The sequence below is a fragment of the Flavobacterium sp. MMS24-S5 genome (assembly GCF_050320125.1).
Taxonomy (GTDB): Bacteria; Bacteroidota; Bacteroidia; order Flavobacteriales; family Flavobacteriaceae; genus Flavobacterium; species Flavobacterium tyrosinilyticum.
Genome location: NZ_CP190016.1, coordinates 4719876 through 4736112 on the forward strand (window position 1 = coordinate 4719876; position 16237 = coordinate 4736112).

The following is a 16237-nucleotide window of genomic DNA, read 5'->3' on the forward strand; positions in this document are numbered from 1 at the left end:
TAGAATTTAAATTCAAAAATAGCTATTTGCTTTTACTAAAGATAGTGATTTTTGATAAAAAAAATACCCGTTATGTTATGAAAACGTAACGGGCATATTATGAATGTTATAAATTTTGACTAATTTATTGATTCGTTGGCTCTTCGGCTTTATGAATCTCAACTGATAACTCTTGAGAATCTTCTTTTAAGTCCATCATAATTTCATCACCCGAATGTATTTTTGAAGTGATGATTTCTTCAGCCAGCAAATCTTCAACGTATTTCTGAATCGCTCTTTTCAGCGGTCTTGCTCCAAATTGTTTATCAAAACCTTTTTCAGCGATAAACGCTTTTGCTTTATCAGTTAAGCTTAATTTGTAGCCTAACTCTGCAATGCGAGAATATAGTTTTTTCAATTCGATTTCGATAATCAAATCAATATCTGCTTTCTCTAATGCATTAAATACAATTACGTCATCTATTCTGTTTAAGAATTCAGGAGCAAAAGTTTTCTTTAAAGCGTTTTCGATAATGCTTTTTGAGTTTTCATCAGCTTGAGCTGTTCTTGCAGCAGTACCAAATCCAACACCTTGCCCGAAATCTTTCAACTGACGAGCACCAACGTTAGAGGTCATGATAATGATAGTGTTTTTAAAGTCAATTTTACGACCTAAACTATCTGTTAAATATCCGTCATCTAAAACTTGAAGCATCATATTGAATACATCTGGGTGAGCTTTTTCGATCTCGTCTAAAAGAACTACACAGTAAGGTTTTCTACGAACTTTCTCAGTCAATTGACCGCCTTCTTCGTATCCAACGTATCCTGGAGGCGCTCCAACTAAACGAGAAATCGCAAATTTCTCCATGTATTCACTCATATCAATACGAACTAAAGCATCTTCAGAGTCAAATAATTCTTTTGCCAATACTTTAGCTAACTGTGTTTTACCAACACCAGTCTGACCTAAGAAAATGAATGAACCAATTGGTTTGTTCGGGTCTTTAAGTCCAGCTCTGTTACGCTGAATAGAACGAGCGATTTTTAAAACAGCTTCATTTTGACCAATTACTTTATTCTGAATCAATTCAGGCAATTGAGCCAATTTGTTGCTTTCTGTTTGAGCAATTCTGTTAACAGGAATTCCAGTCATCATAGAAACAACATCGGCTACGTTATCTTCTGTAACTTCAATTCTGTTGTTTTTAGAATCTTCTTCCCATTGTTCTTGTGCTGTAGCAAGATCTTTTTCGATACGTTTTTCATCATCGCGAAGTTTGGCTGCTTCTTCATATTTTTGTTTTTTAACAACCATATTTTTCATTTCGCGAACTTCTTCTAACTGACGTTCTAAATCCAAAATTTGTTTTGGAACATCGATGTTAGTGATGTGTACACGTGAACCTGCTTCGTCCATTGCATCGATTGCTTTGTCTGGTAAGAAACGCTCAGACATATATCTGTTTGTTAGCTTAACACAAGCTTCAATAGCTTCTGGAGTGTAAGTTACGTTGTGGTGATCTTCGTATTTATCTTTTACGTTGTTCAAAATTGCGATTGTTTCTTCAACAGAAGTTGGTTCTACAATTACTTTTTGAAAACGTCTTTCTAAAGCACCATCTTTTTCAATATATTGTCTGTACTCATCAAGAGTAGTAGCACCAATACATTGAATTTCTCCTCTAGCTAAAGCAGGTTTGAACATGTTTGAAGCATCAAGAGAACCTGTTGCTCCACCAGCGCCTACAATAGTGTGGATCTCGTCAATAAAAAGAATAATATCGTCGTTTTTCTCCAGCTCGTTCATTACGGCTTTCATTCTTTCCTCAAATTGTCCTCTATATTTTGTGCCAGCAACTAAGCTTGCAAGGTCAAGAGTTACAACACGTTTGTGGAAAAGGATACGCGATACTTTCTTTTGGATAATACGTAGCGCCAGTCCTTCTGCAATAGCAGATTTACCAACTCCAGGTTCTCCAATAAGAAGCGGATTGTTCTTTTTTCTACGGCTTAAAATTTGCGATACACGCTCAATTTCTTTTTCACGTCCTACAACAGGGTCTAATTTTCCTTCTTCGGCCATTTCTGTTAAATCTCTCCCAAAATTATCTAAAACCGGAGTCTTAGATTTTTTGTTTGACTTATTGGCGGGATTATTAAAACTGCTTTCTTTAAGACTGTCATCTTGTCCTGAATCATCATTATATGATTCGTTTCTTGGCAAGTTTTCTAAGAATTCTTCTTCGTTTGGAGTCATATTTAAATACTGTTCTTTAGCTACGTCATAATCTATTTTAAGTTTATTCAATAGCTTGGTTGTTGGATCGTTTTCGTTTCTCAAGATACATAACAGCAAATGTGCCGTGCTTATCGATGAACTTTGAAATACTTTTGCTTCAAGAAAAGTGGTCTTCAGGGCTCTTTCTGCCTGTCGGGTAAGATGAAGGTTTTTCTTTTCTGCATTTACTTCAACGCTCAAGTTGGCAGGGCTAAGTACTTCTACTTTTCTGCGTAAATGATCTAAATCGACAGCTAGGTTATTAAGTATATGAATAGCTTTTCCGTTACCATCTCTTAAAATACCTAGCATAAGATGTTCTGTACCAATAAAGTCGTGCCCTAAACGAAGAGCTTCTTCCTTACTGTACGTAATTACATCTTTTACTCTTGGTGAAAAATTATCATCCATAATATATAATTGGTATTGTAAATTTAGTGAATTACTGTTTTAAAAACAAAAACCGTACCTTCAAGAACTACTGTCAGCTAATAGACGAAAAAAAAGAGAATAAAAGAGTTAAAAAACGCTTAATTTATTAACTAAAAGCGGAAATAAAGTTGTTAATAAATCATTTAAATAAGTGTAAGGAAATAGCTGAAAAAATTTTAAAAAAACGTATCTTGGCACGCTTTGAAACTAATGTAATTATTAAAACATAACAACTTATGTCTGAAGGAGAAAAGTTAATTCCTATTAACATTGAAGATGAAATGAAATCAGCTTACATCGATTATTCGATGTCAGTAATTGTATCGAGAGCGCTTCCTGATGTTAGAGATGGCTTGAAACCAGTGCATCGAAGAGTTCTTTACGGAATGTATGATTTAGGTGTAACATCAAGATCTGCCCACAAAAAGTCTGCGAGAATTGTAGGGGAGGTTCTGGGTAAGTACCACCCGCACGGAGATACTTCTGTATATGATGCAATGGTACGTATGGCGCAGGAATGGAGCATGCGTTATTTATTAGTTGATGGTCAGGGTAACTTTGGTTCTGTCGATGGAGACAGTCCTGCAGCAATGCGTTATACTGAGGCTAGAATGCGTAAAATCTCAGAAGATATTATGGCAGATATCGAAAAAGAAACAGTTGATTTTCAGCTGAACTTTGACGATACTTTATATGAGCCAAAAGTAATGCCGACAAGAGTTCCTACTTTATTAGTAAATGGAGCAACTGGTATTGCGGTTGGTATGGCGACTAATATGCCGCCACACAATTTAACAGAGGTTATCAATGGTACTTTAGCATACTTAGATAATAATGATATTGAGGTTGACGAATTAATGACACATATTAAAGCTCCTGATTTTCCAACGGGAGGTGTAATATATGGTTATGAAGGCGTTCGTGAAGCTTTTAAAACAGGTAGAGGACGTATTGTAATGCGTGCTAAAGTTGGTTTTGAAGAAGTGGACGGAAGAGAGTGTATCATTGTTACTGAAATTCCATATCAAGTTAACAAAGCCGAAATGATCAAACGTACGGCTGATTTGGTTAACGAGAAAAAAATTGAAGGTATTGCAAACATTCGTGACGAATCGGATAGAAATGGTATGCGTATCGTTTATATCTTGAAACGAGATGCTACACCAAACGTAGTTTTAAATACCTTATATAAATATACTTCATTACAATCTTCTTTTAGTGTAAATAATATTGCATTAGTAAAAGGACGTCCGCAAATGTTGAATCTAAAAGATATGATTCATTATTTTATTGAGCACCGCCACGAAGTTGTAGTTAGAAGAACACAGTTTGAATTACGTAAGGCAGAAGAGAGAGCCCATATCTTAGAAGGGTTAATTATTGCTTCTGACAATATCGACGAGGTAATTGCGTTAATCAGAGGATCTAAAAACACAGATGAAGCTAGAGAAAAATTAATCGAAAGATTTAAATTATCAGATATTCAAGCTCGTGCTATTGTTGAGATGCGTTTACGTCAGTTAACAGGTCTGGAGCAAGATAAATTAAGAGCTGAGTTTGAAGAATTAATGAAGTTAATTGAGCATTTGAAAGCTTTATTAGCAGATGTTAATTTGAGAACAGATTTGATTAAAGAAGAGCTTACAGAAATTCGTGATAAATATGGTGACGAAAGACGTTCGCAAATCGAGTACTCTGGAGGAGATGTGAGTATTGAAGACTTAATTGCTGACGAAAATGTGGTTATTACAATTTCACATGCAGGTTACATCAAACGTACAAACCTTACAGAATACAAAACGCAAAATAGAGGTGGAGTTGGACAGAAAAGTGCAGGAACAAGAGATCAAGATTTCTTAGAGCACATGTTTGTGGCAACAAACCACCAATATATGATGTTCTTTACCCAAAAAGGAAAATGTTTCTGGATGCGTGTTTACGAAATTCCAGAAGGAAGTAAAACAGCAAAAGGTAGAGCAATTCAGAACTTGGTAAATATTGAAAGTGATGATAAGGTAAAAGCTTTCATTTGTACGCAAGATTTAAAAGACAAAGATTATATCAATACGCATAATCTTGTAATGGTAACCAAACAAGGTCAGGTGAAGAAAACTTCTTTAGAGAAATATTCTAAACCAAGAGCAAATGGAGTTGCTGCCATTACAATTAAAGAAGGAGATGAGTTGATTGGAGCTCAGTTGACAAACGGAGAAAGCCAAATTATCTTAGCGGTTAAATCTGGTAAATTAGTTCGTTTTGAGGAAACTAAAACACGTCCTATGGGAAGAACAGCTTCTGGAGTTCGTGGAATTACTTTAAAAGATGAAACTGACGAGGTAATCGGAATGGTTACTGTGGATAAAAACGATATTTCTACTTCTCAAATCTTAGTTGTAACTGAAAATGGATACGGTAAACGTACTAAATTGGTTGATGACGACGGAGAAGACGTGTATAGAATTACAAACCGTGGAGGTAAAGGGGTTAAAACACTTAATATCACGGATAAAACAGGTAAATTGATCTCGATCAACGCTGTTACTGATGCAGATGACTTAATGATTATTAATAAATCTGGATTAACAATTAGAATGGCAATCGAAGATTTACGTGTTATGGGACGTGCAACTCAAGGTGTTCGATTAATTAATCTTAAAGGAAAAGATTCTATTGCTGCTGTAACAACTGTAATGAAAGATGATGCCGAAGAGGTAGAATTGGATGAAGATGGAAATGTAATTGGTGCTATTGAGAGAGTTAAACCAGATTTGGAGGTTTTAGAAGATGATGGATCTGTAGAAGAGGAAGACGACTCTGATGATGAAGTAGAAGAGGAAGACGATGCTGAAGCAGAAGACGAAGAGTCTGAAGAATAAGTGAAAACAGAAAATTAAATACAAACAAATAATACCATTATGAAAAGTAAATATGTAATACTTGCATCAGCATTACTGATCTCTGTAGCTACGTTTGCTCAGAAAGATCAAATTAAGAATGCTGAAAAGGCATTAAAAGGCGGAGACGCACAAGGCGCTATTGCTCAATTGAAAGATGCAGAGAACTTAATTGCAAATGCTAAAGATACAGAACAAGCACAATACTATTTCGTTCAAGGAAATGCTTTTCTTGACCTTGCAAACAAAAAGGTTGAAGAGGGTAAAAACTTATTAGCAGCAGCAGACAGCTACAAGAAATTAATTGATGTAGAAAAATCTTCAGGAAAACAAAAATATTCTACACAAGCAGCAGCGTCAATTACTAACATTAAAGGATTATTAATTAATTCTGCAATTGCTGACACGCAAGTAAATAAACATGCTGAAGGTGCAAAGAAATTGTATGAAGCATACGAGTTAGACAAGAAAGATACAATCAACTTGTATTATGCAGCTTCTACAGCTGTGAATTCACAAGATTATGATCTTGCTTTGCCAATGTATGAAGAGTTGAAAAAATTAAACTTTTCTGGAAAAGGAACTTTGTACTTAGCTGTAAACAAAGCTAACGGAAGTGAAGATAACTTTGCTAACGCTAAAGAAAGAGATTTAGCTGTTAAATTAGGAACTCACGAAAAACCTAAAACGGAAGCTATTCCTTCTAAAAGAGGTGAAATCTACAAAAACTTAGCTTTAATTTTAGTTCAAAAGGGACGTACTGAAGATGCTAAAAAAGCAATCTCTGATGCTAGAAAAGCAAACCCAGAAGATTCTTCTTTAATTCTTACTGAAGCAAATTTATACTTAGAAAGTAAAGATTACGAGACATACAAAAAATTAGTTGGTGAAGCTTTGGAAAAAGATCCAAAAAATGCTGATTTAGTATTCAATTTAGGAGTAATTAGCTCTGGAGCTAAAAACACTGCTGACGCAGAGAAATATTACTTAAAAGCAATTGAAATCAATCCTGAGTATACAAATGCTTACTTGAATCTTGCTGCTTTAAAATTAGAAGCTGAAAAACCAATCATCGACGAGATGAATAAATTAGGTACTTCTACTAAAGACATGAAACGTTACGATGTTTTAAAAGCACAAAGAGAAGCTGTTTTCAAAGGAGTTATTCCTTACCTTAAAAAAGCTAACGAATTAGATCCTAAAAACGAGGATGTTTCTAAAACATTATTAGGAGTTTACAATGCTCTTGAAATGACTGCAGAAGCTAAAGCTTTGAAAGCAAAAATGTAAGCACTGCTTTTTAAAATAAATAAAAAACCATCCGCCTTGGCGGATGGTTTTTTTTATGCTTTTAGCTGATTAATTCAGCAGATAAAGTAATGGTGGTATTTAATAGTTTTGAAATCGGACAGATCTCTTTTGCTTTGGCAGCCGTTGAAGCAAACTCTTCGGCAGAAATTGATGGTACTTTCCCTTTTAAATCTAAATGAATTAAAGTAATAGATCCGTCTTCAAAAGTTACTGTCGCTTCGGTGGTTAAATCATCGGCTGTAAAACCTGCTTCATTCAATAAAAAACTTAATTGCATGGTAAAACACCCTGAATGCGCTGCGGCAACCAATTCTTCTGGATTTGTACCAACGCCATCAGCAAATCTTGTTTTAAAAGACAGTTGTGCATTATCTAATGTGGTGCTTTGCGTGCTTATTGTTCCTTTTCCTTCCATACCGGTTCCTTGCCAGTTGGCGTGTGCTTTTCTTGTAAATTTCATATTCTCCTTATTTAAAAAATTAGTATTAAATGTTATTTGTTTAATTGCCAGTTAATAGTGGTAACTCAAATATAATCAATATTTTGCAGAATAGTTTTATGAAATTTAATGAGATTGTTAAGTTTTGGGTTTTAGGTTGTAGTGAGTTTTAACCGCAAAGTACGCAAGGGTTTACGCAAGGCACGCAAAGTTTTTAAGTTTGTTCGAGGTTTTATAATCTTTGTCAAAGTTTGAAACTTTGACAAAGTTTTGCATCATAAAAAAAAGACACAATGGATTGTTATTGCATCTTTTTAAATTATAAAAAAAATAAAATTCCAAATTCCAATTAAGCGTTGTTAATTGGAATTTGGAATTTAAAAAATTGGAATTTCTAGTATTTATTCTTGTCCCAAGTTTCTTAATTGTTTCAATTTATCTTTCCAAACTTCAAGGCTTTCTTTGTGAATGGCAATGTTTTTACGAACTTCTGTAACTATTGAATTCTCTTTTTTAGCATTTTTAGTATTGGTAAAGAACTGAATGTTATTTTCTAACTGGAAAATTTCATTTTGAACTTCCTCAATTTTACGCATAATAAAGATTTTTTCATTGTCTAATTTACGCGTATCATTGCTGTCAGATAAAGAATCAATACGATTTGCAAAACGCATCATTTCAGATTCTTTTTTGCTTAAGCTTAGTTTCTCAAAAAGAGCATCTAAGATTTTATTGAACTTCCCTTCTATGTGTCTTCTAGAGAAAGGAACTTTACCAAATCCTTTCCAAGTTTCAATATGTGCTTTTATGGCATCTAAATCTGTTTTGTGATCTCCAGTCAATTGGAAAGATCTTAAAGTGTCTAAGTATGCTTTTTTGTTGTCAAAAGCGGCAACTTCTTCACTGTTCTCTTCCGATTTATGCTCTTTTAATTTATCAAAATAATGGTTGCAGGCATCCTTAAATTCTTTCCAGATTTTATCGGAATATTTTTTAGGAACATGGCCAATTTGTTTCCATTCTTCCTGGATCTGTTTCATTACAGGAGTTGTAGCTGAGAAATCAGTGCTTTCTTGTAATTCTTTAGCTTTTGCAACAAGAGCCAGTTTTTTATTTAAATTATCGTTTTGGTCTTTTTTGATATCCTTATAAAAAGAATTTTTGAAAGCGTTGAAGTTTCGAACAGCAGTTTTAAATGCTGCCCAAGTTTCTTCATTTACTTCAGAAGGTACTTTTCCAGCAGCGAAGAACTCGTTTCTTAACTCTTCTACTTTCTGAATCTGAATAAGCCATTGCGAATGAGAATTTACTTTTTCGCTTCCAAGCACTTCAATTTTAGCAATAATTTCTTTTTTGGTTTCAAGATTTTTTTGCTCGTTTGCTCTTTGGCTTTCAAACAAAAGTTCTCTTTTATCGTGTATTTTTTTAGTCAATTCGCTAAATTGATTCCAGATGGCATCACGGTGCTCTTTAGAAACGGGTCCGATCTCTTCCTTCCAGATTCTGTGTAAATCCTGTAATTCGCGGAAAGATTTGCTTACATCGGTATCATTTACCAATTCTTCAACGCGCGCTATAATCTTTTGTTTTAGTTCTAAATTATGTTTAAAATCTAAATCTCTAGCCTCACGATCTAAGTGTAGATAATCGTAGAAGTTTTCTACATGAAAATGGTAATTGTTCCAAACGTGATTGTATTTGTCTTTTGGAATTGCTCCAGCATTTTTCCATCTTTCTCTTAATTCATTAAAATGCTTAAGAGTGTCTTTGATGTTTTCTTGCGGATTGATTAGTTCCTTTAATTCTTCAACAATAGCCAGACGATTCTCTAAATTGCTTTTTAGATTGGTTTGTAAATGTTTAAAATGAGCATTTCTTTTATCTCTAAAAACATTATAATATTCGTCAAATTTTGATTTTAAAGGAAGATGATATTCAAATTCTTCATTAGGATCTGGATTAGAAGCTAAAAATTCTTCTTTTTTCTCCTCTATAAGATGGTGATACTGTAGTAAAAAAGCTTTTTTGATTTCTTCAATATGATCTTTTACAGACATTACTTTGTCTATATTAACCAATTTTTTAAGTTCATCAACAAGAGCGTCAAGTGAGAAAGTGTTGTAATCCTGCATAGGAATGTCATGACGATCCTTTAACGTTTCGTCTTCACTTTCAGCAGCATTTGAATTTGTAATGACATCTAATGCTTCTTGATGATCATTTTCTTGTTTTTCTACTTCATTTTCAGTTTCTGAGACCAAATTTTCGGTCAAAGTTTCAGAATCTGATGTTTCGATTGCATCATTTGCTACAGAATCATTTATTTCGATTCCAGATTTTCCGTCTGCTTCATGCAGGTTATCATTCTTTTCTTCTAACATCTTTAAATGTATAAGGTTTTTATTTTAAACAATGCGAAAGATAGTAAAGGTGTTTCTAAATACAAAATAAATCACTTGTTTATACGGTATTTTACGATGAAATTCCTATTCTTTCTGAAAGTTTTCTAGTATGTTGAATCTGTTTTTAGCGAATTGCTGAAGGATATATAAATTCAAAATTGGCATTGTAAATAAAATAGACTCTCAATAATCTAATTTTTTAGGACTTATTTTGCTATTATTTTAAATTAAAAAAGAATCAACACTCCAACTTCCATTCCCCAATTATAGGTTCTGTTAGGGCCGAAACCAGCGCTCGGGTGTATGTAAACAAGATTTGAAGGTGTAATTTTCCTTCCAAATTCAATAAAAGCGTTATTTTGAAAGCCTTCAATAACAGTATTATATCGAAGTGCTACATCTCCAGAAATCCAGTTTTTTCCAAAAAAATGCATCAACAGATTTTCTAAAAGTGCAGTGCTAATGTCGGAACGATCACTATTTCCAGCAAAACTCTGCTGATATTCAACCGTAGTCAGTAGCAGAAACTTTTTTTGATTGAAATATCTTCCGTAAACCATAGCGGGCATGACAACCCATTTTCCGGTTCCAAAATTTGGATCTTCGGCTGTGTTAGAATAAACTCGGGTTCTTACCGCAATACCGTTGTTATTTCTTAAGTAAGGAATAAAACTGATTCCGCCTCCAACATCTCCAATGGCTGTTTTGTTGGTTGAAGTCGTATTAGTAGAAACCAAAGGAAGATCAAAACGTAGATTCCAGGCTTTATTGCCAATTGGTAGTAAGAAACGAACTTGTGTGGTGTTAAAAGAACCTTTGTCGGTATCTAGATACTCATTGTAAAACAAAATTGTTTTAAGAAAATAATGATAGCGAGGCTCAGATAACGGACTTTGTATAGTGTCTGCGTTTTGAGCTGAAAGTAGGTTGTGTAATAAAAAAAATAAAATGCTAAGTAATTGTATTTTCTTCATAACCACTTGTTAGTTAGTGGATTAAAAGTACGAAAAATACATTAACATTTTATTTTTTGATACTTATTTTATTTATTCCAGATTTTCCATGCTTTTTCAGCTTGAAAAATAAGCATATCGTGACCATTTTTAATTACAGCGCCCATTTCTTTTGCTTTTCGTAAGAAAGTGGTTTCTGCTGGATTATAGATTAAATCGTAAGCAATGTGTTTTTCTGTGAAATACTCGTATGGCAAATTCGGACAAGCTTCAATATTTGGGCTTGTTCCAACTGGCGTACAGTTGATTATAATTTGAAAATTGTCAAAAGTAGTTGCATTGATCAAATCATAGTCAATGATGTTTTCTTTTGCTTCTCGAGAAACAAAAGTATACGGAATATCCAATTCGTCCAAAGCAAAAGCAACACCTTTAGAAGCGCCTCCTGTTCCTAAAATAAGCGCTTTTTTATGATGCGGCTCTAATAGTGGCTTAAGAGACTTTTTGAATCCGTAATAATCGGTATTGTATCCTTTTAATTTGCCGTTTTTGGTAAATTTAATGGTATTAACAGCGCCAATTAGAGTGGCTTTTTTTGATAATTTATCTAAGAATGGAATAACTTGTTCTTTGTACGGAATAGTAACATTTAAACCCTTTAAATCAGGATTGTTTTTAATTAATTCTGTGAAGTAATTAATTCCAGAAATGTCAAAATTCTCATAGCTGTTGCCAGCAAAAACTTCATTATTAAATTTTTCTGTAAAATAACCTTTTGAAAAAGAGTAGCTTATGTTGCGTCCTAATAATCCAAAACGTCTTCTTAATAAAATATCAACCATTCTTATTTACGATGTTTTTCTATATAATTTTTTACTGTTTTTTTTGCCCAAACAACTGGGAATAAGTCTTCAATTAAGATATAATTATCAAAATTTAGACGTAAGCCATTGCTTAAGTGGAATTTAGCTTTTGTGTTATCTTGAATCATAAAATACAATCCTGCCAAACGATATTCGATTTCGTTTTCTTCAGGGAAATATTCTGAAGCTTGCAATAAAGTTTGAATAGCGGTTTCAAATTCTCCTAAAAACTGAAGAATATCAACCCAGTACAACCAAGTGTCTAAGGCATAATCTCCAAATTCAACCGCTTTTCTAAAACCGAATTCGGCTTCTTCAAAGAAATTCATTTGTTTGTTGATTGTAGCATATCTTTTCCAATACAAACGATTCTGATTGTCAATCGCTAAAGCTTTATTTACAAAAAATAATGCTTTTTGATAGTTTTTCTGGCGAAGATGAAAATCTGTAATCGCAATCCAGCCTTTGTCTAAAAGCGGATCTTCATGTACAGTTTGGTTATAATATTGGATTGCTTTCGCTAAATTTCCAAGTTTTTCATAACATTTTCCAATTCGAAGAAGGGCATACGAAGTCGCATCGTCCAATTCGATGGTTCTGTTATAACTTTCAATTGCTTCATTGTATTTTTTTAGACGCTCGTAAGCTTTTGCTTTTTCCATAAAAGCGCCTAAAAATTCATCATCAATCAGCGTTGCATAATCAAATGCACGAATTGCTGCTTCATATTCTTTTATGCCATAATGAAGGCGTCCAAGCTGATGCCAAGCGATTTCGCTGTAAGGGTTTCTGTTGATGTAATCGTTTAGATAAACAATAGCTTCTTGATTTTGGTCTAAAAACTCAAAGCAATACACTACGTTATAAAGAGCAGATTGATCTTCTAAGTCTTCTTCAAGGCATTTGATAAAACTGTCTTTTGCAAGCTCAAGATTATCCATAAAAAGATATTCCATTCCGATCAAATTGTACACATCAGCGTAATCATCAGTGTATTGAAGCGCGATTTTTAACAGTTCAACCGCTTTTTCGTGCTGATCTCTTTTTGAGCAGATATTGGCTTTCTGAATATAGATTTCCTCGTTGTTGGGTTCAATTGCGTATAACTCATTCAAAAGCTTTTCAGCAATGTCGAGTTTGTCATCATAAACCAGCATTTCTACTTGTACTAACTTTAAGCCTGTAGATTTTGGATGCTGATCTAATGCAAGTTTTAAGGCCTTTTTTGCTAAATTAGCCTTACCTATGTCTAAATAATGAAGAATGATTTCCTCAAATTCTTCAGAATCAAAAAAGAGCACTTTGTTAGTTTTTAACATCGACTCAAATTTGGATAGGGATAGGTTATAATCTTCTTCTTCGTTGCTTAATTGCATACTTCGTATATTTGAAATTAGCCTGTTATAAATTTAGGCAACCATATAATCGCTGTAAGGATAAGAAATTAATTGTTTTGAACAATTTAATTAACAATATATGGCGTTTTTTATTCTATTTTGGGAAGAAATCTCCTTTGTTGTCAAGGGATTAGCTTCGGTTTTGTCATTTTTTTATTGGTATCGGAAGACTTTTTTGAAATAGAAATGGAGCTTTAATTTCTGTCAGTTTTATTAAAACAGCGCTCCAAATAGTTTTGTATTTTAGTTATTGCTCTTCTTCATTATTTCGTCCATCACGTCTAAAATAATGGCACAACCTTCTCTAATTTCGTCTTCAGAAATAGTCAAAGGAGGTGTAATTCGTATCGCGCATCCTTCAAATAAAAGCCAGAATAAAATAAGTCCTCTGTCTTGACAGGTTAAAATGACTTCGTTTGTAATATCTGCCGATTCTGTCATAGTGGCAAGCATTAATCCTTTTCCTCTAACTTCTTTAATCAAAGGATGTACCAAAAGCGATCTGAAGAGTTTTTCCTTCTCCAGCGTTTCTGCCATTAAATTTGTTTCAGTTAATTCTTGCAAAGTAGCCAAGCAAGCTGACGCAATGACAGGGTGACCTCCAAAAGTGGTAATATGCCCTAGTTTTGGATTCTCTGTTAAAAGGTCCGATTTTTTCGGCAGAAGCAGTAAAAGCACCAACTGGCATTCCGCCGCCCATTCCTTTACCCATAACCACAATATCTGGAACAACGTCATAATTTTGGAAACCAAAGAGTTTTCCTGTTCTTCCAAAACCAGGCTGAATTTCATCAACAATCATTAAAGCACCAACCTCATCACAGCGGTTACGTACTTTTTGAAGGAAATTATCTTCTGGCTGAATAAAACCGGCGCCTCCTTGAATGGTTTCTAAAAGAATGGCTGCCGTTTTTGTAGTTATTTTTTGCAGATCTTCTTCGTTATTGAAAGTAATAAAATCAACATCTGGAAGCAAAGGTCTGAAAGCTTGTTTTCTTTCTTCAAATCCCATAACGCTCATCGAACCCATGGTGTTTCCATGATAAGCATTATGACATGAAATAAGCTGACTGCGTCCTGTAACTCGTTTGGCTAATTTTAAAGAGCCTTCAATCGCTTCTGTACCAGAATTGACCAAATAGGTTTTGTTTAAAGATTCTGGAAGTAGAGAGGCCATTAATTTGCAATATTGTACGGCTGGACTCTGAGAGTATTCTCCGTAAACCATTACATGCGAATATTTGTCTAATTGATCTTTTATCGCCTGATTTACTCTCGGATGCTGATGTCCTAAAGTACACGCCGAAACTCCAGCAACAAAATCTAAATATTTTTTATCGTTTGTGTCGTATATGTAAGAGCCAATGGCATGCGAAACTTCCATTCCGAGTGGGTAAGGAGAAGTTTGCGCTTGGTATTTTATAAAATCTGGATTCATTTTTTTTAAGTTGCTAAGGTACTGAGATACTAAGATTCTAAGGTCTTTTAACTTTACGCTTCAGTTAACTTTGTGTTTTAAATTATCGTAGAACTTTAAACTGTCACTGAGACTGAAAACTACTTAATTTTAGGCTTCGGTTCCGCTTTGGCAGCTGGTTTCTTCTTGTCGTAATTCAAGGTTTCTTTCCTAATTTTCAGTGGAACGTTTTTACCTTTTTCCTCTTGATCTTTTCCTTCTTTAATCAGTTTTTCATTGAGTTCATTATCTTCTGCAGAAAAAATATCGTCTTTAGACTTTATTCTTTCATCGCCTCGCCATTTCATTCCTCGAAGTTTTCGAGCATTTTCTGGAAGTTCGTCTTCAGGAAAAATATCACCGTCCACTTTATTAAAGAAAGTAATGGTTTCGATCGCATTATTTTCCAATATCATGTTGATTTTACTGCTGACATTTTTATTGATACCAATTAGCTCGTTGGCATCATTTCTCATGTAATAAATGACTTCGGTGTTTTTAATGACATCAACATCATGCAGTTTTCCATCCCGGAATTTTCCAAACAAATTAATTCCCTTGACTTGATTGAAACCTGTCCCGAGCGTGTCCTTGGAGAGTACGAAAGTATTATTGAGCACCTTCAAAGAATCAATTTTCCTCGTTTTATTGTCGCCAATTAAGTGCATTACGTCGCCCGTAATTTGGTTGTCGCCATTCCAAAGAATCGGATTTCCTATAAGCTTTGTCAAAGCACTTTTAGAATCTGAGTGTATAGAATCGCACTTACCGCTCATATCTGTCTTGTAAAAACGGACATTGTTAAAAGCGCGCAGAATTCGTTCGCCTTCTTTACCTGTTACCATTAATTTTTTTCCGTGAATGTAAACCGAATCATTCTCAACTAAATTGATGGCAACAGCTCTTTTGGTTACAAACATCGAATCCTTGAGTTTGTAAAGCTCTGCGTAATGGCCTTTTACAATTCCTTTGTTAATGGAATCGGTAATTTTTACATTTCGTGTTGCCGATGCAAATTCAATATTTCGATTATAATACAAACTATCGCCTTCTATAAGTCGGTCATCGTACTTAATGTACGACCTTCGTAGAAAATGGGCTAAGTTTTTCTTCGTATCGTAAAAACCTTTTTCGGTATAAATATAATTGGCTTTACTTGTAATAGTTGAGAGGCCAAGAAGATACGTATGTCCAGAATTGCTGTAATAATCCAAATGGTTTGATTTAATCACATATTTCGGATTCGTAATCGTAACTTCAGTCAAGAACTGAAATTTCTTTTCTTTTACATAATACCTTCCAGATTTACTGACCAAAGTATTGTCTTTGTTTACGATCGTACCTTTTGTATTGTAAAATGCTTCCTGAACATTTCTGTCAAAATTAATAGTATCAGTTTGCAAAGTGGCGTCAGGAGAAGTTAAAACCGCATTTCCTGTAGCAAAAGCTTTCTTTTCATTTCCGCTATATTCCGCATATTTACTATTCAAGAATAAAGTATCTCCTTGTACTAATTGTACATTTCCGAATGCTTTTAAATAATTTTCTTTTTGAAAAAAGTAAGCTTTGTTGCAAGTTAGCACAACACCATCATGATTCACTTTTACATTTCCAGTAAGTAAAAGCGCATCAGGTACATTAACTTGATCCACGTCAGAAAAGTCGGCATTCTCGATGACAATTGTTTTCGGAGATTGAGCAGGTTTTTTTGCTTGCGCGAAAGTGAATTGAACGCTTAAAAAAGACAGACAAGTAAATATGAAAAAGAGTGATTTCTTCAACTGATTAAATTTTTGTCAAATTTATAAAAAAGGATAGAACCTGTGGCGG

9 protein-coding genes and 1 pseudogene are annotated in these 16237 nt (G+C 34.1%); 2 read left to right on the forward strand and 8 right to left on the reverse strand.

From position 1 onward, the window contains the following. Window positions 1–124 precede the first annotated feature (124 nt). Complete coding sequence (locus tag ACPWTF_RS21745) at window positions 125–2671, reverse strand: ATP-dependent Clp protease ATP-binding subunit (protein ID WP_095930861.1); 2547 nt, start codon at window positions 2669–2671, stop codon at window positions 125–127. A 257-nt stretch (window positions 2672–2928) separates the two neighbouring features. Between ACPWTF_RS21745 and gyrA the strand changes: the two genes are divergently transcribed. Both gyrA and ACPWTF_RS21755 read left to right on the forward strand, forming a co-directional pair. After that, window positions 2929–5568, forward strand: a complete 2640-nt coding sequence (gyrA, locus tag ACPWTF_RS21750) for a DNA gyrase subunit A (protein ID WP_379801392.1) — start codon at window positions 2929–2931, stop codon at window positions 5566–5568. Between the two features lie 39 nt (window positions 5569–5607). After that, complete coding sequence (locus ACPWTF_RS21755; protein WP_427873038.1) at window positions 5608–6876, forward strand: tetratricopeptide repeat protein; 1269 nt, start codon at window positions 5608–5610, stop codon at window positions 6874–6876. A 61-nt stretch (window positions 6877–6937) separates the two neighbouring features. Here ACPWTF_RS21755 and ACPWTF_RS21760 read toward each other — a convergent pair whose 3' ends face one another. The 7 genes and pseudogenes from ACPWTF_RS21760 to ACPWTF_RS21790 all read right to left on the reverse strand — a co-directional run bounded on the left by ACPWTF_RS21760 (window position 6938) and on the right by ACPWTF_RS21790 (window position 16188). Continuing rightward, on the reverse strand, window positions 6938–7357 hold the full coding sequence (locus ACPWTF_RS21760) for an OsmC family protein (RefSeq protein ID WP_095930858.1): 420 nt from the start codon (window positions 7355–7357) through the stop codon (window positions 6938–6940). Window positions 7358–7737: 380 nt separating this feature from the next. Beyond that, window positions 7738–9717: a DUF349 domain-containing protein gene (locus ACPWTF_RS21765; protein ID WP_427873040.1), complete on the reverse strand. Its 1980-nt coding sequence runs from the start codon at window positions 9715–9717 to the stop codon at window positions 7738–7740. A 248-nt stretch (window positions 9718–9965) separates the two neighbouring features. After that, window positions 9966–10712 (reverse strand): lipid A phosphoethanolamine transferase, encoded by a 747-nt coding sequence (locus ACPWTF_RS21770; RefSeq protein WP_427873042.1) that lies wholly within the window; start codon window positions 10710–10712, stop codon window positions 9966–9968. Between the two features lie 68 nt (window positions 10713–10780). Continuing rightward, complete coding sequence (locus ACPWTF_RS21775; RefSeq protein ID WP_427873043.1) at window positions 10781–11533, reverse strand: shikimate dehydrogenase family protein; 753 nt, start codon at window positions 11531–11533, stop codon at window positions 10781–10783. Between the two features lie 2 nt (window positions 11534–11535). Further along, window positions 11536–12930, reverse strand: coding sequence for a tetratricopeptide repeat protein (locus ACPWTF_RS21780; protein WP_379801388.1), 1395 nt, complete (start codon window positions 12928–12930; stop codon window positions 11536–11538). A gap of 264 nt (window positions 12931–13194) precedes the next feature. Beyond that, window positions 13195–14389 (reverse strand): annotated as a pseudogene (locus ACPWTF_RS21785) (aspartate aminotransferase family protein). Between the two features lie 119 nt (window positions 14390–14508). After that, window positions 14509–16188, reverse strand: coding sequence for an OstA-like protein (locus ACPWTF_RS21790; RefSeq protein ID WP_427873045.1), 1680 nt, complete (start codon window positions 16186–16188; stop codon window positions 14509–14511). Window positions 16189–16237: the final 49 nt, after the last annotated feature.